At 61.0% G+C, this 26,157-nt stretch carries 24 protein-coding genes and 1 pseudogene; 24 read left to right on the top strand and 1 reads right to left on the bottom strand.

The features are described 5' to 3' along the window. Positions 1–4 precede the first annotated feature (4 nt). The 12 genes from kce to ABS88_RS06235 all read left to right on the top strand — a co-directional run bounded on the left by kce (position 5) and on the right by ABS88_RS06235 (position 15,803). Positions 5–934 (top strand): 3,5-dioxohexanoate:acetyl-CoA acetone transferase, encoded by a 930-nt coding sequence (kce, locus tag ABS88_RS06290; protein ID WP_011415056.1) that lies wholly within the window; start codon positions 5–7, stop codon positions 932–934. A 541-nt stretch (positions 935–1,475) separates the two neighbouring features. Further along, positions 1,476–4,085, top strand: a complete 2,610-nt coding sequence (locus tag ABS88_RS06285) for a TonB-dependent receptor (RefSeq protein WP_286749430.1) — start codon at positions 1,476–1,478, stop codon at positions 4,083–4,085. Between the two features lie 85 nt (positions 4,086–4,170). Next, positions 4,171–4,314, top strand: a complete 144-nt coding sequence (locus tag ABS88_RS06280) for a hypothetical protein (RefSeq protein ID WP_011415058.1) — start codon at positions 4,171–4,173, stop codon at positions 4,312–4,314. 1 nt (position 4,315) lies between these two features. After that, on the top strand, positions 4,316–5,740 hold the full coding sequence (locus ABS88_RS06275) for an aldehyde dehydrogenase family protein (protein ID WP_067678632.1): 1,425 nt from the start codon (positions 4,316–4,318) through the stop codon (positions 5,738–5,740). Between the two features lie 76 nt (positions 5,741–5,816). Beyond that, complete coding sequence (locus ABS88_RS06270) at positions 5,817–7,451, top strand: GMC family oxidoreductase (protein ID WP_286749428.1); 1,635 nt, start codon at positions 5,817–5,819, stop codon at positions 7,449–7,451. Positions 7,452–7,580: 129 nt separating this feature from the next. Next, entirely contained in the window at positions 7,581–9,125 is a 1,545-nt protein-coding gene (locus ABS88_RS06265) for a class I adenylate-forming enzyme family protein (RefSeq protein ID WP_026108915.1), read from the top strand. A gap of 66 nt (positions 9,126–9,191) precedes the next feature. Then, positions 9,192–9,986: an enoyl-CoA hydratase/isomerase family protein gene (locus ABS88_RS06260; protein WP_054525391.1), complete on the top strand. Its 795-nt coding sequence runs from the start codon at positions 9,192–9,194 to the stop codon at positions 9,984–9,986. 43 nt (positions 9,987–10,029) lie between these two features. Continuing rightward, positions 10,030–11,268: a thiolase family protein gene (locus tag ABS88_RS06255; RefSeq protein ID WP_011415063.1), complete on the top strand. Its 1,239-nt coding sequence runs from the start codon at positions 10,030–10,032 to the stop codon at positions 11,266–11,268. Positions 11,269–11,305: 37 nt separating this feature from the next. Then, complete coding sequence (locus ABS88_RS06250; protein ID WP_017499968.1) at positions 11,306–12,451, top strand: acyl-CoA dehydrogenase family protein; 1,146 nt, start codon at positions 11,306–11,308, stop codon at positions 12,449–12,451. A 105-nt stretch (positions 12,452–12,556) separates the two neighbouring features. Then, positions 12,557–13,459 (top strand): SDR family oxidoreductase, encoded by a 903-nt coding sequence (locus ABS88_RS06245; protein WP_011415065.1) that lies wholly within the window; start codon positions 12,557–12,559, stop codon positions 13,457–13,459. A gap of 197 nt (positions 13,460–13,656) precedes the next feature. Beyond that, positions 13,657–14,721, top strand: a complete 1,065-nt coding sequence (locus tag ABS88_RS06240) for a TonB-dependent receptor plug domain-containing protein (RefSeq protein ID WP_231679520.1) — start codon at positions 13,657–13,659, stop codon at positions 14,719–14,721. Beyond that, complete coding sequence (locus ABS88_RS06235) at positions 14,616–15,803, top strand: TonB-dependent receptor (protein ID WP_231679523.1); 1,188 nt, start codon at positions 14,616–14,618, stop codon at positions 15,801–15,803. Before ABS88_RS06240 ends, ABS88_RS06235 begins: the two co-directional genes overlap by 106 nt. 164 nt (positions 15,804–15,967) lie before the next feature. Here the strand turns inward: ABS88_RS06235 and ABS88_RS06230 are convergent, their stop codons facing one another. Next, positions 15,968–16,969, bottom strand: coding sequence for a LysR family transcriptional regulator (locus ABS88_RS06230; RefSeq protein ID WP_017499965.1), 1,002 nt, complete (start codon positions 16,967–16,969; stop codon positions 15,968–15,970). 80 nt (positions 16,970–17,049) lie between these two features. On the opposite strand from ABS88_RS06230, the gene ABS88_RS06225 reads away from it, so the two are divergent. The 12 genes and pseudogenes from ABS88_RS06225 to ABS88_RS06170 all read left to right on the top strand — a co-directional run bounded on the left by ABS88_RS06225 (position 17,050) and on the right by ABS88_RS06170 (position 26,103). Continuing rightward, on the top strand, positions 17,050–18,195 hold the full coding sequence (locus ABS88_RS06225; protein WP_026108913.1) for a CaiB/BaiF CoA transferase family protein: 1,146 nt from the start codon (positions 17,050–17,052) through the stop codon (positions 18,193–18,195). A 487-nt stretch (positions 18,196–18,682) separates the two neighbouring features. Further along, positions 18,683–19,009: a helix-turn-helix domain-containing protein gene (locus ABS88_RS06220; protein ID WP_017499963.1), complete on the top strand. Its 327-nt coding sequence runs from the start codon at positions 18,683–18,685 to the stop codon at positions 19,007–19,009. A gap of 86 nt (positions 19,010–19,095) precedes the next feature. Next, positions 19,096–19,842, top strand: coding sequence for a LuxR family transcriptional regulator (locus tag ABS88_RS06215; RefSeq protein WP_017499962.1), 747 nt, complete (start codon positions 19,096–19,098; stop codon positions 19,840–19,842). 92 nt (positions 19,843–19,934) lie between these two features. Then, positions 19,935–20,549: an acyl-homoserine-lactone synthase gene (locus tag ABS88_RS06210; protein WP_017499961.1), complete on the top strand. Its 615-nt coding sequence runs from the start codon at positions 19,935–19,937 to the stop codon at positions 20,547–20,549. A gap of 5 nt (positions 20,550–20,554) precedes the next feature. Next, the gene (locus tag ABS88_RS06205) at positions 20,555–21,436 is read left to right on the top strand and encodes a phytanoyl-CoA dioxygenase family protein (RefSeq protein ID WP_017499960.1); all 882 of its coding nucleotides are present in this window, start codon (positions 20,555–20,557) and stop codon (positions 21,434–21,436) included. Positions 21,437–21,466: 30 nt separating this feature from the next. Continuing rightward, positions 21,467–21,778: a helix-turn-helix domain-containing protein gene (locus ABS88_RS06200; protein WP_081095412.1), complete on the top strand. Its 312-nt coding sequence runs from the start codon at positions 21,467–21,469 to the stop codon at positions 21,776–21,778. Continuing rightward, entirely contained in the window at positions 21,771–22,292 is a 522-nt protein-coding gene (locus tag ABS88_RS06195) for a S26 family signal peptidase (RefSeq protein WP_017499958.1), read from the top strand. The genes ABS88_RS06200 and ABS88_RS06195 overlap by 8 nt, the downstream gene beginning before the upstream one ends. After that, a complete protein-coding gene (locus tag ABS88_RS06190) occupies positions 22,280–22,921 on the top strand; it encodes a lytic transglycosylase domain-containing protein (RefSeq protein WP_017499957.1) in 642 nt (213 codons plus the stop codon). The genes ABS88_RS06195 and ABS88_RS06190 overlap by 13 nt, the downstream gene beginning before the upstream one ends. Positions 22,922–22,987: 66 nt before the next feature. Beyond that, positions 22,988–23,431 carry a hypothetical protein gene (locus ABS88_RS06185; RefSeq protein WP_136175471.1) on the top strand — a complete coding sequence of 148 codons (444 nt, stop codon included), beginning with the start codon at positions 22,988–22,990 and terminating at the stop codon, positions 23,429–23,431. A gap of 515 nt (positions 23,432–23,946) precedes the next feature. Beyond that, positions 23,947–24,918, top strand: a pseudogene (locus tag ABS88_RS06180) (ArdC family protein). After that, on the top strand, positions 24,915–25,349 hold the full coding sequence (locus ABS88_RS06175; RefSeq protein ID WP_017499954.1) for a DUF2958 domain-containing protein: 435 nt from the start codon (positions 24,915–24,917) through the stop codon (positions 25,347–25,349). Before ABS88_RS06180 ends, ABS88_RS06175 begins: the two are co-directional and overlap by 4 nt. An 85-nt stretch (positions 25,350–25,434) precedes the next feature. After that, positions 25,435–26,103, top strand: coding sequence for a ParB/RepB/Spo0J family partition protein (locus ABS88_RS06170; protein ID WP_502686140.1), 669 nt, complete (start codon positions 25,435–25,437; stop codon positions 26,101–26,103). Positions 26,104–26,157 lie beyond the last annotated feature (54 nt).

Below are 26,157 nucleotides of genomic sequence, written 5' to 3'. Positions count from 1 at the left end.
GGCCATGAGCAACAAGGTCATCATCAGCTGCGCGGTGACGGGATCGGCGCACACGCCGACGATGTCGGACGCGCTCCCGGTCACGCCCGAGGAGATCGCCGAGCAGTCGATCGCCGCCGCCGAAGCGGGCGCGGCGATCCTGCATCTCCATGCCCGCATCCCCGAGGACGGTAGGCCGACCGGCGATCCCGAGGTCTATGCCCGCTTCCTGCCCGTGATCCGGCAGCGCACCGACGCCGTCATCAACATCACGACGGGCGGTGCGGCCACCATGCCGGTCGCCGAGCGCCTCGCCGCCTCTGCGCGTTTCAAGCCCGAGCTTTGCTCGCTCAACATGGGCTCGCTCAATTTCGCCTTCTTCCCCGCCGCGAAGCGCATCGCCGACTGGAAATACGCGTGGGAGAAGGACTATGTCACCGGCTCCGACGACTATATCTTCCGCAACACCTTCCGCGATATCGAGACGATCCTCACGACGATGGCGGAGGCGGGTACCAAATTTGAGCATGAATGCTATGACGTCGGCCATCTCTACAATCTCGCCCATTTCGTCGATCGCGGCCTGGTGAAGCCACCCTTCTTCGTCCAGATGATCTTCGGCATATTGGGCGGCATCGGTGCCGATCTCGAAAATCTTCATTATATGAAGGAAACCGCCGATCGCCTCTTCGGACGCGGCAATTACCGCTGGTCGGTGCTCGCCGCGGGTAGGCACCAGATGCCCTTTCTGACGCAGGCGGCGTTGCTCGGCGGCTATGTCCGCGTCGGGCTCGAGGACAGCCTTTTCATCGAACGCGGCGTCCTTGCGGCTTCGAATGCCCAGCAGGTCGAGAAGATCAAGCGCATCCTCGCCGAAATGGGTCACGAACCCGCGAGCCCCGCCGAAGCGAGGGAAATCCTCGGTCTCAAGGGCAGTGACCGCGTCGCCTTCTGAGCCGTGCACAGGAAGCAAGCGAATGAGGGCTTCGGTCATCGACCGATTCGGCCGTCCAGACACGGCCCTTTGGCGTGCCTGAGAATCCGTATCGCCAGATGAATTCGTACCTCATCTTCATGATCCAACAACGGCACAATGCACAGCCCGTATACGCGGATGTCGACGGGGCTGCTTTCAAGGCGCGCTGTCGCCGCTCACGGCGACAGAGATGGTGCATTCACGGTCACCCGAATAGCTGATTTCCTTTGCTACTCGGCAAGGGAAAACCGTTGGCACCGCCGATTACACCGATACACCGTTTGGAAAAGCTGGATTGGAACGCCTCGCGCGCGCGCATCCGTCCCGCTGGGCGCGCTCAGCGTGACTATTCCAATGAAGTGTATGGGGTCATTTGCTCCGCCACGAGACGTCGCCGGTGCAGGCTCAACAATCCTCAATCAATGAGTGGAAGGAATAGTTCGCCAACAAATTGAATTGGACGATGAGCCCAAGGCGCGGCAAATGGCGCCAAATCACAAATGCCGTGGGGAGGACAGTCATGGTCACAGCCTTTAGGACAAATTTGCTTTGTGCCACCGCGCTATCGATCGCGTGTGCGCTTGCAGTGCCGGCACATGCCCAGGACGCTGCATCGCAGGGCGAAAAGCCCGAGGCGCAGGAAGGTGGCCTTGAGACAATCGTCGTCACGGCGCAGAAGCGCGAACAGAATTTGCAGGATGTTCCGGCCGCCGTTTCCGCCATAGGCGGCGAGACGCTGCGCACGCGCGGCATCACGGAGACCTCAGACTTGATGGGCGCGATCCCCAGCCTGCAAGTCACCACTCCCTATGGTCGCACCCAACCGAATTTCTCGCTGCGCGGGATTTCAGTGGCGAACGAATTTTCCGCCTCCACTGCGTCGCCGGTTGGCGTCTATGTCGATGAAGTCTATCAGAGCTTCCGGGCGAGCCATGGCCTGCAACTCTATGACATCGACCGGGTCGAGGTACTGCGCGGACCGCAAGGAACACTCTACGGTCGCAACACCACGGGTGGCGCGATCAGCTTCTTCACGCGCAAGCCGGATCTGGGAGAGGCCAATGGCTATCTGACCGCCGGCTATGCCAATTACGACACTTTCACGGTGCAGGGCGCCGCTGAAGCGACGCTGGTTCCCGACATCTTGGGCGTCCGCGTCGCCGGTACTTTTGCAAAAGGGGATGGTTGGCAGCGCAATGTACTGCCTGGGAATGAGCGCGACCTAGGGACCACCGATACGATCGGCGGTCGCATCTCGATCCGCTTCCGGCCCGATCCCGATCTCGACATCAATTTGAAGCTCTATGCCGCGAAGGACGATCCATGGGGCACCGCGCCCTATGCAGGTGGTCAACTCGCGGGCGGGCAGGATGCGCTCGGCTATTCGCGTTACGATCCGCAACCTTTCCTAGGCGGGCGGTTGCTGCGTGACAATGAGGTCGCAGTTGATCGGGTAGGTAAGAACATCAGCAAGTCGAAAGGGATAGCCCTCAACATCAAATGGGATGTCAGCGACCAATTCTCCGTCACCTCGATTACCGGCTACGACACCGGCGACTATATCAACAATCCTGATGATTGCGATGGCGGCCCAGCCGATCTCTGCTCGATCGGCCTCACGTCGACGAGCAAGAATTTCAACCAGGATCTGCGTTTCAGCTATTCGAACGACCGCCTCGATATCATTGCCGGCCTTTATTATGGCAGGGACAAGGTCAAGACGGTCAACTACCCGGACTTTTTCGGGGCGCTGAGGCCGCTGCTGCTTGGCGCCGGTCTTCCGGGCAGCTACAATAACGCCGCAATCGGAACGCCCGACGCGATCCGCTATATCCCAGCCTTTGCCGCCAATCCGGCGTTGGGGCCTGGCGATGCCGGATTCTGCGACGCGATCGAGATCAATCCCAACGGCTTCCTTGATGCACGCTCGCTGATTGCACTCCAGACCGACATCGCGATCAATAATACGGGCAATGGCGGCATGGGGGGTAGCTTTTCGGCGGGCTGCGCCGGGGCAGGCGCGCCTCCGTTCACCCCGATCCTCGGCGAACAGCGTTTTGACGTGTCGCGCCCCTCGAAGGCGATCTACGGCGACGTAACCTGGAAAACGACCGAGCGGCTGACCGTGGCGGTGGGTGCACGCTACACCCAGGATAAGGTCAATTACCTTAACGGCAGCACTTTCCTCTATGCGCTCGACGGTACGACGCCGGTTGTCAACCTGATCCCCTACAGCAATCCATACAACCCCAATCTCGCGCCGCTTGAGCAGCGCGAAAAGGCAAACAGGCTAACCGGCCGTATCAATGTCAGCTATGAGTTCGCCGATGATATCATGGGCTATCTCCAGTACAGTCGCGGTTACCGCAGCGGCAGCTTCAACGGGCTTGCCTATCAGGGCGTCAATCAAGTCTATTATATCCAGCCTGAAAAGCTGAATGCATATGAGGCGGGGCTCAAAACCCGGCTGTTCGATCGCCGCGTCCAACTTAACCTCGCGGGCTTCTACTACGAGTATTCGAATCACCAAGTAACGCAGGTGGTTGGCGCTACAACCTTCACGCGCAGCGCCAATGGTCGCCTGTTCGGTGGCGAGGCCGAACTCGCCTGGCAGGTGGCCGATACGTTGCGTTTCGATGCTTCGCTGGGCTATCTCAACAGCAAGTACAAAGGCAATGTGATCGATCCGGCAAACCCGGCAAGCCCGACATTGAACGTCAACGGCAATCCCTTCCCGAACGCGCCGGAGGTTACGTTCCAGGCCGGATTCGACTGGGATATGATCGATGACGGCACCAACAAGCTGACCTTGCGCGGTGATGCGTCCTACATGGGCAAGTACTATTTTGATCCGTTCAAGAATTATGGGCAGACACCGTGCGATACACCCCCAGCGGGATCGAACATAACGCTCGCGGGTAAGGCGATTACATGCGCAAATCCGGGCTACTGGCTCGCCAATGCGCGATTAACCTATGCGCACGACAATATGTCGGTTAGCTTGTGGGCGAAGAATCTGTTCGACAAATATTACTACACCTACGGCCTCAACATGAACGTGTTCGGCTACGATTATCTGAACCGCGGCATGCCGCGCACTTATGGCGTCGAAGCGACAGTCAAGTTCTGATCGCTGCTGCGACGGGGGCGGCGGGCATCCTCTCCCGCCCGCTGCCCCCGATTTTTCGACCTGACTTTCAGACCGAGGAGTATCCATGATGCGTTCCACCGGCAACGGTCCCTCATTCATCGGCACGGCGTACAGAATCGAGCGCGCTGCGATCACTGAGATCGGCGCAGCTGAAAGCACCGCCCAGGCGAGCAGCGCCGAGCGGCCGGCGCGCCTCCGGACGATTTAACGTGGATGCGTCTTGGAACAGAACTGAGCTGGAACGAATTTTCGCGACCCAACGCGAAGGGACGCGTGAGCAGGTTTCGCGCAGCTACGAAGAACGCATGGACCTGCTCGGGCGCCTTGGCCGGATATTTGAGCAGCACAGAGACGAATTGGTCGATGCCGTTGCCGCCGATTTCGGCATTCGATCCCGCTACGAGACTATCCTGCTCGACCTGATGCTTGGCATATCGGAAATTAAATTTGCGCGCCGCAATCTGAAGACGTGGCTGAGGCCGCGGCGGGTGAAGACTGACATCTTCGGCCTTCCCGGTTCATCGCGCCTGGTCCCCCAGCCCCTAGGTGTGGTGGGCGTTCTCGGCACGTGGAACTATCCGCTCGGCACCATATTCGTTGGCGCGGCCGGTGCATTGGCGGCCGGCAACCGCGTGATCGCAAAGCCGAGCGAAGTTTCCGCCAACGCCGCCGAAGCCAGCGAGCGGCTTGTGCGCCGGTATTTCGCCGAAGAGGAATTCGCGATTGTCCAGGGCGGGCCCGACATGGCACAGGCGATGACGGCCCTACCTTTCGACCATATTCTCTTCACCGGTTCACCCGCGGTTGGCCGCAAAGTCTATGAAGCGGCGGCTGCCAACCTTACACCTGTTACTCTGGAACTTGGCGGCAAATGCCCTGCCATCGTGGGCAAGGGTGCATCGCTTGCACAAGTCTGTGAAAGCTTAGTGTTCGGCAAGCTGCTCAACGCCGGCCAGACCTGCATCGCCGCTGACTATGCCTTCGTCCATGTCGATCAGATGGAAAGCTTCGTCGCCGCACTCCGCGCTCAGGTTGCCAAATGCTACCCCAACGCGGCAAGCAACCCCGATTTCACCAGTATCATCAATGACCGACAGTTCGCGCGGCTCCAAGGTTTGCTCGATGATGCCGAAGCCAAGGGCGCGACGGTGCTCAACCTCTCGGACAACGGCGATGGAACGCTTCCTGAACGGCATCGGATCGTGCCGTTGGCGGTTCTCGACGTTACCGATGACATGGCGATGATGCAGGAGGAGATTTTCGGACCGATCCTGCCGATCATGCCATATCGCTCCGAAGACGATCTCATTCGCTACGTAAACCGGCATGAGCGCCCGCTGGCGCTCTATTATTTTGGCGACGAAAGTGAGGAACGGCGCAAGATCATTTCCGAAACGCACGCTGGCGGCGTGACTCTCAACGGCACGGTCATGCACGTCTTCCAGCGCCGGCTGCCTTTCGGTGGCATCGGACAGAGCGGCATCGGTGCCTATACCGGCGTCGCCAGTTTCGAGCGCTTCACTCATTACAAGCCGGTGTTCTCTCAGCCGAAACTCAGCCTGCTTGGTCAACTTCTGCCACCCTATTCGAGCAAGACCGAAGGACTACTCAACATCTTCGAAAAGATCCTCTGACGTGGCTGCGGCGGTTGATGCTGGCATGTTGCATGACGCCGGGTCGCCAGCATGGGTCGAATGACAAGGGAAGCAAATGGCTGACTATGTAATTATTGGAGGTGGGTCGTCGGGCGGCGTTATCGCCAGCCGGTTGTCCGAGGACCCCGATGTCACCGTTTGCCTGCTCGAGGCAGGCGGCCCAGGCACCTCGCCGCTTGTGTCCACGCCCGGCGCTTTTGCGGCGCTGATCCAAGACTATCGGATCAATACGCTCAACTGGCGGTTCAACACCGACCCTTCAAAGGCGCTCAACGACCGCCGCCTCTACAATCCGCGCGGGAAGATGCTGGGTGGATCGAGCGGTATGAACGGGATGGTCTATATCCGCGGCGACCGGTCGGATTTCGACCACTGGGCCGAACTCGGCAACGACGGCTGGGGTTACAACGATGTCCTGTCCTATTTCCGCAAGGCTGAGAATAATGAGCGCGGTGAGGATGAGTTTCACGGCTCGTCGGGACCGCTTCACGTATCCAACGGCAAGCGCGAATTCGATGTCTATGATGCTTTCATCGAGGCGGCGACTGGACTGGACCATCAAGCCAATCCGGACTTCAATGGGGCCAGCCAGGAAGGTGTCGGCATCTATCAGTTTACCGTGAAGGACGGGAAGCGCGCCAGCGTGAAGGCGTGTTACCTTGATCCGGTGATGGGCAGGCGCGGCAACCTCCGCGTCGAAGTACATGCCCGCGTCCATCGTATCAGGTTTGAGGGCAACCGCGCGGTGGCAGTCGAGTATTCCCAGGACGGGCAGTTGAAGACGATCCCGTGCGAAAAGGAAGTCATTGTCAGCGGCGGCGCCTATAATTCGCCCCAACTGTTGATGCTTTCCGGTATCGGACCGCGTGATGAGTTGGAGAAGCATGGAATCGAAGTGATTCATGATATTCCCGGTGTCGGCCAGAATCTTCACGACCATCCTGACCTGATGCTGAGCTACCAGTCGAAGAAGCGGCTCGGGATCGCACTCAATGTCGTTGGCGCGATCAAGACCGTGCGAGACCTATTCCAGTATCTCACGCAAAGGAAAAGCTGGCTGGCATCGCCGCCCACGGCTGCAGGCGGTTTCTTGCGATCCGCGCCGGGGCAGAACCGGGCGGATTGCCAGGTCCATGTCGTGCCGCTCGCCTATCGCGACCATGCGCGCGACTACAAGCTGATGACGAAATGGGGCTATACGATCATTCTCAATATTGGGCGCCCAAAGAGCCGCGGCTGGGTTGCCTTACATGACTCAAACCCCGAATCCGATCCCAAGATCGACCTCAATCTCTTGAGTCATCCCGACGACCTCAAGACGTTGCGCAATGCCTTCCGTGTCGTGCAGGAGATCATGCATTCGGATCGCATGAAGGCGATGATGAAACGGCCTCTCTATCCTGACCGCTACCTTGAAACTGATGAAGAGATCGACGCCTATATCCGGGCAGAAGCCAATCATGCTTATCATCCGGTGGGAACATGCAAGATGGGCACCGACGAGATGGCGGTGGTCGACAACCGCCTGCGCGTTCACGGCCTCGCAAATATCCGCGTGGCCGATGCCTCGATCATGCCATCAATCGTCAACGGCAACACCAATGCAACCTGCATCATGATCGGCGAGAAAGCCGCCGACATGATCCGGCACGATAATATGAGCAGCAAGAATAGCATCGCAGAATATTGAATTGGACGATTGGATCAATGCTGCAGACACAGATGCTTACGAAAAGAAGTCCGGAGAGGCCTATCGCATGTCAGTTTATTATGTGTCGACTGCGCCATTGTGGGCGAGCGCCTTAGAGGAGCGCGGCTGATGGACGTCCGTACGCAAATACGTCGCGCCGCACGTTATTTCGCCCAGCAAGAGGCTCTCGTTCACGGCCACAGGCGGTTGACTTTCTCGGAAGCCTGGTTGCGCGGCGTGAAGCTCGCAAATGCTCTTGCGGAGTGCGGCCTTCAACCGGGTGACCGGATTGCTACGCTGGAGAAGAACTCCATCGAGGCCGCCGACATCATACTGGCGGCTGCCATTGGAAACTATACGCGTGTTCCTCTCTATGCGCGCAACCGATGTGAAGCGCACGCCCATATGATCGCGAGTACCGGATCTCGGTTGGCGCTGGTCGATGAGGCATTGGCTTCGGAGTTGGCGGGGCTGGATGCCCAAGCTCCGACGCTTGAGCGGATCATTATCCGCGATCACAACTATGAGAATTGGTTGGCGACAGCCTCGGACCGGGATCCCGATCCCGTCGTCGCGCCGGAGGACTATTGTGTCATCCGCCACACCGGCGGCACGACGGGCAAACCCAAGGGCGTTGCCTATCGGCACCGTTCATGGATGACGATCTCCGCCGCATTTTTCAGCATCGGCCCCCAAGTGGCTCCAGGGGATGCCATTCTGCATGTCGGCCCGTTGTCCCATGCATCGGGCTTCCTGTTCGTGCCGGCCTGGTATTGCGGCGCCCGCAACGTGATGATGGACGGCTTCGATCCAGCGTCCTTTCTTGACACTCTCGAGCAGGAACGGATCAGCCATGCCTTTGTAGCCCCCACCATGCTCAATGCCATAGTGCATCACGACGGGGCATATGGCCGCCACTTTCCGAATTTGAAGTTTCTGCTGAGTGCTTCAGCGCCGATCTCCGAGCCGACGCTTCGCAAGTCGTGCCAGATATTCGGGAATCATGTTCTTCATTCGGGCTATGGACAGACCGAAATCCTGCCCATCGCGTCTATGGGGCCCAACGAGTGGTTCGGCGAATTTGAAGGTTCTGCCCCAATTCGGGCGGTCGGACGTCCCATGAGCGGCGCCGATATCGAAATCCGTAACGAGGACGGAAAGGTGCTGGGACCAAACGAGCCCGGCGAGATCGTCGCACGGTTCGAAAATGGCCAGATGGAGGAATTCTGGAACGATCCGGAGGAAACCGCCCGGCGCATGGAAGATGGCTGGGTCAAAACCGGCGATGTCGGCATGATCGACACAAACGGATTTTTGTATCTGCTCGATCGCAACAACGACATGATCGTGTCAGGCGGCTTCAATATCTATCCCACCGAAATCGAAAACGTAATTGCCGACCATCCCGGTGTACTCGAGGTCGCGGTCTTTGGCGTGCCCCATGAAAAATGGGGTGAAACGCCGCTTGCAATGGTGCGTGTCAAGCCCGGAGCACAAATCACGGAGACCGAGATAATAGATTTGGTGCGCCAGCGTCTGGGCTCCGCAAAAAAGCCAAGCAAGGTCGTTTTTACCGCCGAGCCACTGCCGTTGAGCAATGTCGGAAAGGTGCTTCGTTCAAAGCTTCGAGAGCCCTATTGGGCGGGCCAGGACCGGCGCATTTCGGGGGCATGACCGACGCAGCCATCCTAGCCACATCCTCTATTCCGGTGACCGCCTGCCGGCGCGCGGGAGACTGCAATGGATTATGAATACATCCTGGTTGAGCAACGCGGCCCAGCGCTTTGGGTGACCCTCAACCGGCCGGCAGCGTTGAACAGTCTGTCGTTGGCTTTGGCCGAGGAACTAGCCGCAGCGATCGAGGCAGCGGAAGCAGATGCGACGGTGCGCGCTTGCATTCTTACCGGCGCCGGACGGGCGTTTTGCGCTGGCGCGGATCTGCTCGCAATTGGCGATGGAACAGGCGGACAAACTCTCGCCGAACGCTTAAATCTGTTTCTGCCGCGGCTCGGTCAGGCTTTTAACAGGATCGAGACGTCGCGCCTTCCGATAATTGCGGCGGTCAACGGCCTTACGCTCGCCGGCGGCTTGGAACTGGTGTTGTGCTGTGATCTCGTCATTGCCGCGCACCCGGCCAGATTTGGCGACGCCCATGCAAATTACGGCCTGTTGCCCGGCGGTGGAGGGTCGGTTCGACTCCCTAGGAAGATCGGCGAAGCGCGTGCGAAACATCTGATGATGACCGGCGGGACCATCTCGGCTGCCGAGATGAAGGAAGCCGGACTCGTGACCCAACTGGTTGCTCCCGAGGATCTCATTGCGGCAGCGCAAGCGCTGGTAGAATCTCTTGCAGAAAAGAGCCGGCCAGGGCTCGCCTACATGAAGCAGCTAGTCCGCGCTGCGCAGGATAGCTCGCTCGAAGTCGGGCTGCGTCAGGAACTCGAAGCCATGGCTGCTTACGCCTTGTCCAACGACATTGTCGAAGGACTGGCGGCATTCCGGGAGAAGCGGAAGCCCGATTTTTCCGACCGGTGAGACCTGATCGGATGCGGAACACATTGGAAGAATGGATCAACGAATGACCGACATATTCGTCATGGGGGTTGGGATGACCCCGTTCGGAAAACAGTTCGACAAGAGCCTGAAAATGCTCTGCGCCGAAGCTTCGTCGCAGGCCTTTTCCGACGCAGGATGCACCGCCGGCGATGTCGAAGCCATCTTCTTCGGCAATTGCGTCCAGGGGCATATGGAGGGCCAGGACATGATCCGCGGCGAAATCGTGGCGCGAGCGATGGGCATCTCAAGCGTTCCCGTGGTGAATGTCGAAAACGCATGTGCGACGGCTTCCACGGCCTTGCACATGGCCGCCGCCTATGTTCGATCGGGGGCAGCGGATGTCGTACTCGCGCTCGGCGCGGAGAAGATGTACTCGCCCGACAAGGCGCTCATGTTCAGTGCATTCGATGGCGCTTGGGACGTGCATGAAACCGAGTCGGGCCGCGCGCAGCTGCTGGCCATGGGCAATGGCGTCGATGTTCCGGAAGGAACGACATCGAGTCAGCCTTACAGCGTTTTCATGGATGTATACGCCGCGATGGCACGCGCGCACATGAAGACCTACGGCTCGACGCAAGCGCAAATCGCGGCCGTCTCGGCGAAAAATCACATGCATTCGACGCGCAATCTGCTTGCCCAGTATCGCCTCCCATATACCGTCGAAAGTGTACTCGCTGCGCCTCCGATCGTTTACCCGTTCACACTGCCGATGTGCTCTCCGATCAGCGACGGCGCCGCCGCTGCGATCATCTGCAGCGAAGCCGGTCGGCGCAAACTGTCGGCAGCCCCGGACAGGGCGCTAAGAATCCTGGCGTCTGTGCTGCAAACCGGCGCCGCGCGCGATCCCTTTGATTATGACCACCATGTCAGCCGCCTTGCGGCGAACCGGGCCTATGCGATGGCCGGCGTGGGGCCAGAAGATATTGGCGTCGCGGAGGTGCATGACGCCACGGCGGTTGGCGAGATCATTGAAATCGAGGCGCTCGGCCTGACGCCGCCTGGCGAGGGCGGACTCGCGGCAGAGCGCGGTGAGACGGCGCTGGGTGGGCGTATTCCGGTAAACACGTCGGGCGGGCTTGAATGCAAGGGACATCCGATCGGCGCCACCGGGCTCGGCCAAATCTACGAGCTTGCGCTGCAATTGCGCGGCGAGGCGGAAGATCGACAGGTTCCGAATGCCCGGTTCGCGATCGCGCAGAACGGCGGAGGTGTCATCGGGGTGGAAGAGGCGGTGGTCGCCGTCACGATCCTGGGCCGGTAGTTGTCAGAGCGCGCCTAGGGAAACACGGGGTCACGATATGAACTTTGAGCTGTCCGATGAACAACGCATGGCGGTGGAAACCGTCCGCCGCTTTCTCGACAACAAGCTTGAGCCGGAAATCCGCCGGCATGGGGAGCGATTCATCCCCAAACCGCTCATGAAGGAATGGACTCAAGCACTGACCGGCTATGGCCATATTACCGCACCGCATCAGGAGCAATGGGGCGGGCTTGATATGGGATGGCTCACTCATCTGCTCATTTTCGAGGAGATCGCCTATTCCTCGCTCGATGTGGCCATACCCGGCTTCATCAACGCGGTTGGCGCAGAACTCATCCGCCGCTTCGCCCCGGAGACGATCAAGCAACGCTATCTTGCCGACCTCGTCGCGGCCGAGAAGTTCGTTTCGCTCGGCATCTCGGAGCCCGATGTCGGCTCGGACGTCGCCGCCATCAAGACACGCGCCGTACGAGACGGCGATTTCTGGGTCATCAATGGCGAAAAGACCTGGATCACCAACGGAGCCTACTCGGACATCTTCATCTGTACGTGCAAGACTGGCGAAAATGAAGTCACTCACATCCTGGTCGATCGTGACGAGAGTGAGTATGAGGTGCGCGATATCCAGAAGATGGCGCTCAACGGCCAATCGACTGCACAGATATTCCTGTCCGATTGCCGCGTACCGGTGGCAAACACGATCGGCCGGGTCGGCGATGGATTGCGCAATACGTTGCAAGTGTTCGAGATTGCCCGCTGCCATATGGCGATGTGGAGTATCGGCATCGCACGGCGAGCAATGGATGAGGCGATCGCGTACGCTCGCGATCGCGCGCAGCATGGCAAGAAGATCGCCGGCCATCAGCTGATCGCCGACAAGATCGCCATCATGGCGACCAAGATCGACGCAGCCCGTCTGTTGACGCACCGGGCAATATCCCTCGTCCAGGCGGGCACGCGCGCAGAGACGGAATGCTCGATGGCCAAGTGGTACGCCACCGAAATGGCGATCGAAGCGACGCGCGATGCGCTTCAGATCCATGGCGGCAACGGCGTCACCCGCGAATTCATCGTTGAGCGGCTGGTGCGTGAGGCGATCATTTGCCCCATCCCCGATGGCACGACGGAGATTCAAAAGCTTGTTGTTTCGCGCGCCCTGACCGGCATTCAAGCCTTTCGGTAAGGCTCAGACGAAAACGACAGCGTCGACGGAAATGGAGCCGCGTGCCTGACTCGCACAGGATCAAATGCGCAGATGCGTCGCTCAGGTAAAAGAGGCAGACAAGCGATGGACGAAGAGCTTCGTTTCGATGGCAGGGTAGTGGTTGTGACCGGAGCCGGAGGCGGACTTGGGCGCCAGTACGCGCTGATGTTTGGCGGGCGCGGAGCCAAGGTGGTGGTGAATGATCTGGGTGGCGACGAGAAAGGGAGCGGCAGCTGCTCCACAGCCGCTGACAATGTGGTCGACGAAATTCGAGCCACGGGCGGTCAGGCGGTGGCAAATTATGCGTCGGTCGAGGAGGGCGCGCTGATCATCCAAGCCGCGGTTGACAACTTCGGAACCGTTGACGTCGTCATCAACAATGCCGGCATCCTGCGCGATGTGAGCTTCCACAAAATGACCGACGAAGACTGGACACTGCTTCAGCGGGTCCATCTGAATGGGACGCGGGCAGTGACGCAGGCAGCATGGCCGATACTGCGCGACAAGGGCTATGGCCGCATCGTCATGACCACGTCTGCAGCCGCAATCTACGGCAACTTCGGTCAGGCCAACTATGCCGCAGCCAAGCTCGGAATATTGGGGCTTGCGAACGCGCTGGCGGAGGAGGGGCGGTCCAGAAACATCCAGGTTAATACGATCGCCCCAATCGCCGCATCGCGTATGACCGCGACTGCCTTTCCACAAGAGTTTCTCGCCAATCTCAGAGCGGAAGCGATCAGTCCATTGGTCGGTTGGCTTGCGCACGAGAATTGCAGCGAAACCAAAGGGCTTTTTGAAGTTGGAGCCGGCTATATCGCCAAGCTTAGGTGGGAGCGCGCGCTTGGGCACGCCTTCGGAGCGGACAGGGCGTTCACGCTCGATGATGTCGCCCGGCACTGGGGTAGAATTGTCGACTTCACGGATGCCGAGCACCCGCTCGGGCTGAATGACAGCCTTGAGGCGGTAGAACGGGCGCTGAGAGCGTAATCAACCCGATGAATTACCATGATATTTTTGAGCGGCCGTCGGGCTGCCGATGGCGTCGTGCTGCCGCCAGATATCGATGAGCAGCAGGAATAGTTCTGCAGCGAATTGAATTGGACGACGGCCCTCAAATGCCGCCAAACGGCATGAACTACACAATATCTCCTGGGAAGAGAGGATCAGCCATGAGAGGATGTCTATTGGCTTCTGCCGCGTTGTTGTGCTCGGGAACAGCATTTGCCCAGGAAGCAACGCCCCAGGCGAACGACCAAACCGGGAGCGCCACGGAAGCGCTGGCTGAGGACATTGTCGTTACCGCCACCAAAAAGGGCTATGGCGAAAGCGTGCAGAAAGTACCGATGGCGGTCACGGCTTTTGGTGAAGCGCAGCTGGATGCCAAGTTCGTCCAGAATCTTCAAAGTCTGAGCTACGACGTTCCCAACGTCCAGCTCGAGGATGTGGGTACGGCACCGGGCTATGCCAATTTCACTATCCGGGGCCTCGGCATCAACAGCACGATCCCATCGATCGACCCCACCGTAGGCGTTTTCACTGACGGTATTTACCTCGGCATCAACGCTGGTGTCGTGCTGGACAACTTCGACCTTGAGGGGATCGAAGTTCTGCGTGGACCGCAAGGCTTGCTTTTCGGTCGCAACGTTACCGGCGGTGCCGTGGTTGTGCGGACCACGCGGCCCAGCTTCGATTTTGGAGCCAAAGCCAAGCTATCCATTGAAACGGGACTGAAAAAGACCGTAAGCGGCACGGTTACCGGACCTATCGTCGATGACGTTTTGGCTGCCAAATTGGCCGTCTACTACAGCGACGACAATGGCTGGTTTCGCAACCGCTTCGACAATCGCAGCTTCGGTAAATCACATGACCTTATCATTCGCCCGGCACTTTCGCTCAAGGGTGGCGACCGCTTCCGAATGGATCTCCGCTATGAGCATGGCGATGTCGAAAGCGATGGAGCCCCTGTCCAGAGTCACGCGCTGTTTCCCGCGACAGCTTCAGGTTTTCGATCAATTTCCCAGGTTTCTATGATGCCAAATGGGACCAGGCGATCGTGGAAACCAACATCGATGTCGGTCTGGGCGAAGGCGTCTTCACCAACATCGCTGGCTATCGGAAATTCCGATCCTCCGCGGGCGCTGATATCGATGGAACACCACAGTCCTTCTTTCATGCCTTTTTCGAAATCGACCAGGATCAACTCAGCGACGAACTTCGTTATGCCGGAAGGTTCGGTGACGTCGAATTGACAACCGGTCTATACTATTTTTCCCAGGATCTTCGTTACGCCGAGCTGCGGAATCTTTTGGGCGGTGCTCGGATCGTTTCCGGTGGGGGTACGCAAGACCAGACAACATGGGGCATTTTTGCTTCGACCGACTGGCATTTCACCGATACGCTGACCTTGAATCTCGGCGCGCGGTATAGTTGGGAACGCAAAGCCGTTCGGGTCTCGGCCTTACGCGCAAATGGTTGCAATCTAGACACGCTGATCTGTGCAACCAATTTCGCCGACGCGGCAAAATGGCGAGGGTTTACGCCGAAAATCGGCCTTCAGTGGAAGCCGGATGACGACACGCAGATTTATGGCCTTTACACGCGCGGGTTCCGCAGCGGCGGATATAATTTGCGCAACACCGATCCCGCTGTGCCGCCGGGGCCATTCAATCAAGAGACCCAGGACAGTTTCGAACTCGGCGCCAAGAAGCAATTCGGGCGCCACCGGATCAACCTGGCGGCCTTCTACAATCGCATGAAGGACCTGCAGCGCGAGATCAACCTGCCCGGACCGCTTGGCGTCAGCCAGGTCATACGGAACACCGCCGACGCCACAATCAAAGGCGTCGAGGCCGAGGGGCAGTTTTTTCTTTTGTCCAACCTCGTGATTTCGGGTCAGCTCGGCTACGTGAATGGCCAGTATCGCAACGTCCAGTTCGACCTCAGCGGTGATGGCGTCATCAACGATGTGGATCGTGCGCTCAAATTGCCAAGGCTGTCGCCATGGACCTATGGCGTGGGGCTGACTTATGATCAGCAGCTTGGCGAATTGGGGACAGCAACGGCGCGTGTCAGCTTCACGCATCGCGACAAGGCGGCATTCACCGACAACAACGTCGGCTTCCTTCAGGGCGCCGATATGCTCGATGCGAGCCTCACATTGGCGACCGACAACAAGCACTGGCGCTTCTCCATCTATGGCCGAAACCTCCTGAATGAGGTGACGATTGGCGGCGATACACCTTTGCCGGCGGCCTTCGGGGGCACGGGTGCAAGCCTTTCACCGCTAAACAGGGGGCGCGTCATCGGCGGAGAAGTGGCGATTAGCTTCTAGGCCATTTTCGAGGCGAGTGGAATCACCCGCCAACTCGGAAAATGCCCAAGATCAATTTGCTAGAGCATTTCCTGCCGGAAAGCCGGTTCCCACTTCTGCGCGAAATGCTCTAGCTGATCGCGACGGATGCAGCGGATTTCCGATCGCACCCCGCCCCCTTGCCGTTAATCCGATGATGCGGTGCGCCATGCCTGACGAACAAGGCTGACGAGCGCACGGCCAGCCGGTTTTACCTGCCAGCGGCTACGCACAGCATAACAAAGCGTCAATGGATCGAATAAACCGATTCCCTCCAAGGCCACGAAATTGGCGCGAAACCATGAGTTCTCGGTGAACTGTTTTGCAACCATCCCGATAGCATCGGATGTGGCAACGATCCGTCGAACCAATTGAAAATAGTCTGTCATGTGGATCCAGTCAGCGGGACGCTTACCGCTTTTTTCGTACATCTGCTGAATGATCGATGTGTAGGGTTCGGAAGATGAGGGCACTACGAATTCGAACTGGACCAGCGGCTCCTTGCTGGTCGGGTTTATCCCCAGAATGGGATGATTGTTCCGCACAAAAGGCAGTATTTCGATCGAGGCGACCCGCTCGCACTTGAATTCCGGCCAGCGTGCAAAGGCCGCTTCAAGTCCAAAGGCGACATCGATATCGCCGCGCGACAGGAGTCGCACGCCCCTTTCGCTGTTGCCCGAAACGACTTCGACGCGCACTGCCGGATGGCGCCGCAGCAAAGAAACCAGAGGTTGGGTGAGCAACCAGTCGATTGACCCTGGGAACAGTCCGATTCGAAGCGGGCCCGCATAGGCGTCGGCGCGGCGGGCTGTATCTCCGAGTAGTTCAGCTGCGTCGGCAAGCAAGCGCGCTGCGCGATCAATAAATTCGCGTCCCTCCTCTGTCGGCATCGCGCCCCGTGAGGTCCGATGGAAAAGGGAATAGCCAAGATGCCGTTCGAGTTCAGCGACACTCTTGGTCACCGCCGACTGCGTGACACCAACCGCATCCGCTGCCCTGGAGAAGGAACGAAGCTGACCAACCGCGACGGCATGCTTGAGGCGAGAATCGAGCATGGACATGCCCCACAGGAATAATTGCTCCAGAGAATGAATTAGGCGAATCAAGGTCATTTTGCCAATCTTACTTTCGACACTGCCGCCCAGCACGACTGCAACCCGTCTCGAAATCTGGAGCGGCGAAACGGCCTGGATCAAAGCGCCAAGGTCTCAGACGCAGGTATGCCTGAATGACGAAAACTGGTCCGCTTGCAGGCCTCAAAATACTCGAAATTGCGGGCATCGGCCCGGCGCCGTTTTGCGGAATGCTGTTGGCCGACCTTGGCGCCGATGTCGTCGTCATTGAACGCGTAAGCCCTAACTCCGAAAATATCGATCTTGGCAGCGGCGCCATTGTGAACCGCGGGAAACGTGTAATTGCCTTGGATCTGAAGTCCCCCGAAGGCGTCGCGCATGTCCTGGATCTCGTCCAAAGGGGCGATGTACTGATCGAAGGCATGCGGCCTGGGGTGATGGAGAGGCTCGGCCTTGGTCCCGAGGTTTGCCTAGCGCGTAACCCCCGCCTTGTATTCGGTCGCATGACGGGTTGGGGGCAGCAGGGACCTCTCGCCCAAGCGGCCGGCCATGACATCAACTATATCGCGCTGTCAGGAGCCCTTTGGTATGCTGGGCATCCCGGTGAACCGCCAATGGCGCCGCCAAGCCTGGTAGGCGATATTGGGGGTGGAGCGCTCTATTTGGCCATCGGCGTCCTCGCAGCGGCAATGCACGCGCGGGATACCGGGAATGGGCAAGTGGTTGACGCCGCGATCGTCGATGGGAGCGCTCACATGATGAACTTGCTCCTGAGCCTGAAGGCCGCCGGCCAGGTTGCCAGCATACGCGGCTGCAGCATCCTTGACGGCCCTCACTGGTACTCGACCTATCGGTGCGCCGACGGGAATTTCATCTCAGTCGGATCACTCGAGCCCAAGTTCTATGCGCTGCTTTGCAAAAAGCTGGGGTTGGCCGGCGATAGCAGTTTTGACGACGGCTATGATCGTGATGCCTGGCCCGAGCTCAAGCAGCGTTTTAGCGAGATATTCGCCATGCGGACACGGGAAGAATGGCGCACACTGCTGGAAGGCAGCGATGCCTGCTTTGCCCCCGTGCTTGATCCGGACGAAGCGGCGCGCCATCCTCATATGGCAGCGCGAGGCGTCTATCGGGAGATCGACAATATCCTCCAGGCAATGCCGGCGCCACGTTTTTCGGGCTCGTCACTACCGATCCCCGGACCGATCCCGCTGCATCATGAAGATCCGAGTACAATTCGGCGGGGCTGGAGCAAACCGGACCGCTGCGGGATTACCGCCAGAACCGACTGTTGCGAGTAGTCGGTTGGCATGGTGGGCGGCCAGCGGCCCGACACGAACGGTGATTTCATAACTATGAACCAATGCGACGCTCCGCTTCGCTGCGCTGCATTCAAATCAAAGGAGACAACGACACACAGGCACGTCAAACTATCCGATGATTCCTGTACGCCACGCCGGAACGGCGATTGCGGACGTGTCCACGGGACGTTGTTCGCATCGTGATTCGCTCGGCGCTTGAAATCAATGCTCGCCCCGGATGTGACGACGCCGATGGGATTTCCACTGCGGCGTCCACGGCCAATGTCCTGGCGTGAGGGCTTCGGTCATCGACCGATTCGACCGTCCGAATGCGGTCTTTTGGCGCGCCTGAGAATCCGCATCAGAGTTGAGTGCGCGTTGTTCGGGAATCTCATTTAAATATTTGTAAAAACGTAATAATATAGATAATAACTCCAACCTGTATCCAGTGTGGAGTAATGGTCGCAGGGCGTGAACTTACGCCCTTATGGATGCGTCGAAGTCCTTCAGTTTGAATCTCAGGAAATTGCGGCTTGCGATGCGCATCACGCAAGAAGCGCTCGCCCATGATGCGGGCACGAGCAGCTCTTATCTGAGTGCGATCGAAAATGGCCGGTCGAGCCCGACGCTGAAAGCAATGGAGCGGCTCGCGAAGGCACTCGGCGTTAATGCCGTCTATCTCTTGTCCGGCCGGATATCGATCTCGATCGTTTCGGACGACGAACTGGAAATCGGCGCGATACTGGCGCGCCCGGCGGTGACGCTCCGGCGCCATCCGCACAAGCCGACGGGGCGGCCGAGCAAGACCAAGTAAATCATCGGGGGCTGCACGCGCGTGGGCTGGAACCACGCGCCCGATAGACGCGCCCGCAACGCGCGCGTCGAAAGGAGTGCCCCTCGGTGCCGTTTCGCGACCTCGATGCCTATATTAAGCAGGCCAGGCGCGCGAACAGTGATCGCGAGCTGTTCAGTTGCAGCGAGGCCGCCGCACGCCAGCTCGGCCTCCCATGGCTCGCGATCGTCCAGAGCATGGCCTTCTTTCAGCCCGGTGGGCGATATTTCCGCATGGACAATTTCCAGAGCTGGGGCGACGTTTTCGTCGCCGAAGGCTATTACCGCGACGATCCCGCCTTGCTCGCGGCGCGCTCGACAAGCCGGGCGTTCTGCTGGCACGAAATGGAGCGACTGCTGGGCGGCTTCACGCGGCGACAGGCGCGCATCGTGCGCGAAGCCGCGCGTCATGGCCTGCGCAACGGCCTCACCGTTCCGATTGGCGTCGCCGGCGAGCCGCCCGGATGCTGTACGTTCGCAACGCGCGACGGGCAATTGCCGCCATCGCATATCTGCCGGATCGCGACGCTGATGGCGAGCGAGGCGTTTACCGAGGCGCGGCGCTTGCACGGCTTTCCGGCGCGCCCGCTGAAATTACCCCATCTCAGCCCAAAGCGGCTCGAATGCTTTCGCTTGGCGGCGATGGGCAAGAGCGACGTCGAGATCGGGATCATGATGAACATCGCCCCGACGACAGTGCGCACCTACATGCGTGACCTGCGCGAACATTTCGGAATCTATTCCCGCGCGCAGCTCCCGGCGATCGCGCTCGCCTGCGGAATCGTCTGCATCGAGGAGATCGTCCCGCGGTTCTGAGCGGGATCGCCGCATCCTCAATATTGACGACTGTTTGAGCCCTTCATCTCTGCTCCCTTCGCGACTGTTCAATTTGAACGGGAGCTACTGCCATGATCCATATTGTCAAAGGGTGCTCGCTTACCGATGCGCGCGCCGCCTCGATGTTCGAGGACCGCAAGACCCTGTTCGTCGATCTGCTGGGCTGGGATGTTCCGGTCGTCGGCGGCCGCTATGAAATCGACAGCTATGACGGCGACAAGGCGGTCTATCTGATCGCCACCGACGATGGCTGCATTCACCAGGGGTCGATGCGGCTGCTATCGACAGAGGGCGCACATCTTCTCGCCGATCGTTTCGCGTCGCTCTGCGAGTGCGATGCGCCCCGGGGGGAGCAGGTTCGCGAGATTACGCGACTTTGCCTGCCGCAACGATTGGGCGCCCCCGGACGCCTGCGTGTCCGCAACCGGCTCATCTCGGCGATGGTCGATCATGCGCTCGGCAGCGGAATCACCATGCTAACCGGCGTCGTGACCGCTGCTTTTCGCGAGGAGGTTTTGGCGATGGGCTGGCGCGCAGCGCCGCTCGGCCCCGCGCGCCGCATCGATGGCGCGTTCCTTGGAGCGTTCCGCATCGAGATCTGCGCCGGTACGCCTGCGCTGCTGGCGTCGAACGGCATCTATGTACCGGGTGCGATCACTCCCGATGCGGCGGCAAGAGCCGCGTGAAGGGAATGGCGATGCACGACCCCGCCCGCCTCGCCGCGATGCTGCTCGCCGACGGTTATGTCATTGTCGATAACGCCGTGCCGACCGAGCTAATCACCGCGCTCGAAGCCGAACTCGCACCGCGCTTCGTCGCCACGCCCTTTTGCGAAGGCGGATTCTACGGAGCCCGCACCAAGCGCTTTGGCGCGTTGTTGCGGCGTTCACGGCATATCGCCGGCCTTGTGCTGCACCCGATCATCCGCGGTATCGCCGAAACGGTGCTCGGGGAATGGTGCGATCGTATCGTTCTCAACCTCACCCAGGCGATCGAAATCCATCCCGGCGCGCTCGCGCAGGTGCCGCACCGCGACCAGGATCTCTGGGGCGGCGTCAAGACCGGGATGCACTATCAGATCAACGTCATCTGGCCGATCGATCCGTTCACGCTGGAGAGTGGCGCGACGCTGGTCTGGCCGGGCAGCCATCACGATGCGGCATCGCAACCGGGCGATGCACGTCCGGTCGCCGCCGAAATGCCACCCGGCTCCGCGCTGCTGTTCCTCGGATCGATCCTGCATGGTGCCGGCGCTAACCAGTCCGATCATGTGCGCCGCGCGGTCATCACCTCCTATTGCCTCGGATGGCTGCGGACGTTCGAGAATCAGTATCTCGTCTATCCGCCCGCCATCGCTCGAGCGTTCGATCCCGATCTGGCCGCGCTCATCGGCTATGCCCAGCATCGCCCCAATCTCGGCAATGTCGAAGGCCAGTGCCCGTCCGTGCTGCTTCACCGGGACGATATCGACGGCCTCCCTGCGATCGACGCGCTGCTCCCCGGCCAGGCCGACATGCTGGATGCCTATGTCGCCGAACAGGAAGCCGCGCGTGCGGGCCTGATCGGCGGGTAACGCGGGTTCGTCGGACCGGGCGCTGCACTCATGACACACGATCCAAACCCCGAAGCAGGCGGCGGCGCGCGAACACGGATCGAGGCGGATTCATCCGCTGTGGACGGTGGAGCCACGGCGTCGTCGGCCGCGGAGCGCGCTCGGCGGGCACGCGAGCATTGCCCGTTTCTGACAACCAAGCAGGCCGCGTTCCATCTCGGTCTCGCGGGGGACACGCTCAAGAAGATGCGCCGGGAGCGGCGCGGCCCGCCGTGCCGAAAGCATGGCACCGTCTGGCGCTACCATATCGACGATATCGAGGCCTGGTCGCGCGCGAACATGCGGGAGGGAGGCAATGGCTAGGCTGCTACCCTCCCGTCTGCCGGCTAAACCCACCGCGCTGATCGGTCTCGGCGCGGCCGCGCTGGCGACCACGATCGCGCTGCCGCCAACGCCGTGGCTGGTCTGGAACGCATCGGCCAGCGCGCCGATCGGTCTCTATGCCGTCAGCGGACGGCAGGACATCGCATCGGGCGACATGGTGCTGGTCCGGGTGCCCGACCGCTGGCGCCGGCTCGCCGCCGAGCGGCGCTACATTCCGATCAATATCCCGCTGGTCAAGCGCGTCGCGGCCGCGCCCGGCGATCGCGTCTGTGCGCGCGGGCGGGAGATCTATGTCAACGGCCACCCGGTGGCCGAACGCCGCGAAGCCGATGGCCGCGACCGTCCGATGCCGTGGTGGAATGGCTGCGTGATGTTGCGTTCGGGCGCATTGTTCCTGCTGATGGACAGCCCGGATTCGTTCGATGGGCGTTATTTCGGACCGACATCGCGCGGCGACGTCATCGGCGAGGTGCGACTGCTGTGGCTGGGCTGAGGGTCGCCATCACCGCCCTGGCGCTGCTGGCGGCGGCACCGGCTGACGCGCAGTCGGTCGTTCACTGGCGGCCCTATATCGAGGCAGCCTCGGCGCGTTTCGGCGTGCCGGTAGAATGGATCGAGCGCGTCATGCGCGCCGAGAGCGGCGGGCGCACGGTGCTGGACGGGCGCCCGATTACCAGCCACGCCGGCGCGATGGGACTGATGCAGCTCATGCCCGGCACCTGGTCCGAAATGCGCGCGCGGCTCGGGCTCGGACGTGATCCCCATAGCCCGCGCGACAACATATTGGCGGGGACGCTCTATCTTCGTCTGATGTATGACCGCTTCGGTTATCCCGGACTGTTCGCAGCCTATAACGCGGGACCGGCACGCTATGCCGAGCACGTGCGGACCGGCCGCGCGCTGCCCGGTGAGACCCGCGCCTATCTCGCGAGCGTCGCCGGAGTGCCCGTCAATTCCCGGTCGGCTGTCACGGCCGCCAGTGCAACGCCGCGTACCGTCAATGCCATCTTCTTCGCGATCGGCGACCGGCCCCCTGCCGGCCGGAGCGAAGCCGGTGCGGCCACGCTGTTCGTCGCGCTGCGATCGACGTCGCCCGAGAAGAACGCGCCAGACCGCCCATAGTGCGAGCCGATCGGGGCTTCATGCCGAATCGTGTTTCTGCTATGTTCCGAGCCTATGGAGTTGGTCGTGATGTTGCTCGGTCTGATCCTGTCCGCCACCGGCATCGTCCTCTTCGCCTGGGCGATGTTCCGGCTCGCCGTCTTCGCACTCCCGGTCGGGCTCGGTGCGGCCGCATTTCTGTGGGCGGGGGGTGGCGAACTGGGGCCGTTGCTCGGTCTGCTTCTCGGCCTCGTCGTCGGCGTCGCGGTCTTGCTGATCGGACGCATGCTCATCGCGTCGCGGTTGCCCGTTCCGCTTCGCGGAGCGATCGCGCTTCTCTTCGCCGTGCCCGCCGGGATCGCCGGCGGCAGTGTCGTCTCCAGCCTGATGCAGCTCGGCGGTGCGGGGCCGACCGCGACCGGCATCGCCGCGGCGGTCGGCGCGATCATCATCGCCGGTGCCGCCATGATGAGCCTGTTGCCCGCGATGACCGCTTGCACCGGTTCGAACGGATCCCCGCTGCACGGTTGATCTGTTGGGGCCAGTGGGCCGAGTGCTCGCTCCTCGTGTCACCGCGCGCATGGCGACCACGACGAGAGTGCTTCAAGACGGCAGGGTCTGACCTGACGCATCCGGGTTTTCAGGCGCCTCGCGCCTGCGGCGCGACCGCCGCTCTATTCCGCTAGGCTCACATCCGTTCGCCAAGCTCCACCGGGCCACGCTTCGCGCGTCCCGGCCAAAGGTGACGATCGGACTGGCGGGATGCCGGAGCCTTGCTCCGGCCTGTCGTCGCCGCGCCTGACCGGCGCGGCGGCATTTTTCGTTGGGCCTTCCCCTCGTCGCGCGGGTGGGCGGCGCTCCCTTCTGGGCCCGGCCCGGCGTCCCGCAAGCCGGCCTTCGACTGCGCTCGGGTCCGGCTCCTCCATTGCATTTCGGCCCTGCGGGTGCGGACCGCCTCCTGGCCGCGCCCGGCAGGTCGCAATTCGCCGCCCACCCCCGCTCCGGGGGAGGCCCTGGGGTTTTTGGGGCGGCATTGGAGGATAGCCATGCACCAGACCGGCAGCCAACGCGCGCGCGCAGGGGGCAGCAAACGCCAGCCCCCGGCGGAGCGCGCCAATCTTTACGACGAGGTGACGGGCCGCATTGTTTCCGAACTTGAGGCGGGCCGCTTCCCTTGGGTCCAGCCTTGGGGCCGCCCCAATGGTCAAGGCTTCTCCGCCGCCCCCGGCCTCCCGCGCAACGGGCTCACCAGCCGCAATTACAGCGGCGTCAATGTCCTGATCCTGTGGGGAGCAGTGATCGAGAACGGCTATCCGTCGCAATCGTGGCTGACCTTCCGCCAAGCCTTGGAGGCGGGCGGCAATGTCAGGAAAGGCGAGCGCGGGACAAGGGTTGTCTATGCCGACCGCTTCACCCCCGAAGCCGAGAAGGAACGCGCGCGCCAGACCGGCGGCGAAGCCCGCGCGGTGCCGTTCCTCAAACGCTTCACCGTGTTCAACGTCGCATAGTGCGAAGGCTTGCGCCCCGGCCTTGCCACCGACCCCGCACCGCTTCCCGAACGCCAAGTCGTGCCGATCGCCGAAGCGGTCATTGCGGCATCGGGCGTCGATTTCCGCATCGGTGGGGACAAGGCCTACTATGTCCCGAGCGCCGACTATGTGCAGGTGCCCCCGCAACCGGCCTTCCACGAACAGATCAATTTCTACCGGACGGCGCTGCACGAACTCTGTCATGCCAGCGGCCACCCGTCGCGCCTCAATCGCAATCTGCGCAATGCGTTCGGCAGCAAGGACTATGCGCGCGAAGAATTGATCGCCGAGATGGGATCGGCCTTCCTTTGCGCCGCGCTCGGCATCGTGCCGACCGTTCGTCACGCCGATTATCTGGCATCATGGCTCGACGTGCTGCGCGAGGACAATCGCGCGATCTTTCGCGCGGCCAGTCAGGCGAGCAAGGCCGCCGATTGGCTGCTTGCCCGCTACGCCGAGACGCAGGACGAAGGGAGGGAAGCGGCATGATTACGCTCCCCCATGCGATCCTTTCGGCGCTGCGCGCGAATGCGCGCGCCAGCCGCCTCCACGAGCAGCGCGACGAACGGTTCGACCCGTTCCCGGTGGTCAAATTCTTCAATCCGGTCGGCGCGGCGACGTGGATCGCCACCGAGCTTTACGACGATGGAGACACGCTGTTCGGCCTCGCCGACTTGGGGTTCGGATGCCCGGAAATGGGCGTGTTCTCGCTTACCGAGATTGCGGGCGTCCGCTTGCCCTTCGGCCTGTTCATCGAGCGCGACGAGCATTTCGAGCCGCTGGCCCCGCTTTCGCTATGGTCCGATACCGCGCGGCGCATGGGTGCAATCGTTCTGGCCGAAGCCGAACTTCGCCGCATCACCGATAGCCGGAACGGCAACGAGCTTCCGCCGCCTCTTGATGATCGAGGGGCCGGATGACGCGCGGCGCGTTTCGCCGCATTGAGTGCCGGTCCCGCCCATCCAGCAAGACAAACGGGACCGGCGCTCCAGAAGGAGCAGACCAATGAAACTCGACTTTATCGACCATAGCAAGCTGGTTCCGTCCAAGGTGAACATGCGGCACGGACCCAAGCCCCCGGACGTGGGCGACATTCTGCCCTCGATCCGCAAGCGCGGTGTCATCGTGCCGCTGATCGTGCGCCCGCAGGCGGGCAACGATAATGGCGTCCACGAAATCGTCGCCGGGCGGCGGCGCTGGACGGCGAACGCCATCGCGCTTGTCGAGGGCATCGACCACGGCCCGCTTCCCGTCGCCATCCTCGACGCCGGGGACGACGCCGACGCCATCGAGGCATCGCTTCTCGAGAACACCCGGCTCGATCCCGACGAGGTGACGCGATGGGAAACCTTCGCACGGCTGGTCAAGGAGGGCCGCGACATTGCGGATATCTCCGCGACGTTCGGCATTCCCGAGCTTGGCGTGAAGCGTATCCTAGCGCTCGGCAACCTGCTTCCGCGCATCCGCGATCTTTACCGCAAGGAGAAGATCAACGCGGCGACCGTCCGGCATCTGACGCTGGCGAGCAAGCAGCAGCAGAAGGCATGGCTGGCGCTCTACGACGATGACGACGCCTATTGCCCGACCGGCCAGCAATTGAAGGCATGGCTGTTATGCCGAGCTCGGCATAACAGCCATTATGCCGACCGCGTAATTATGCCGAGCACACTGTAGCGAAGCGCCGTTTTCCGTCGATCTGACGGCAGCATGCTCGGGGTAATTCTGTCC

The organism is Sphingopyxis sp. SCN 67-31 (assembly GCF_001725095.1).
The sequence above is the reverse complement of the archived record's forward strand: the minus strand, read 5'-3'. Positions and strand labels throughout refer to the sequence as shown.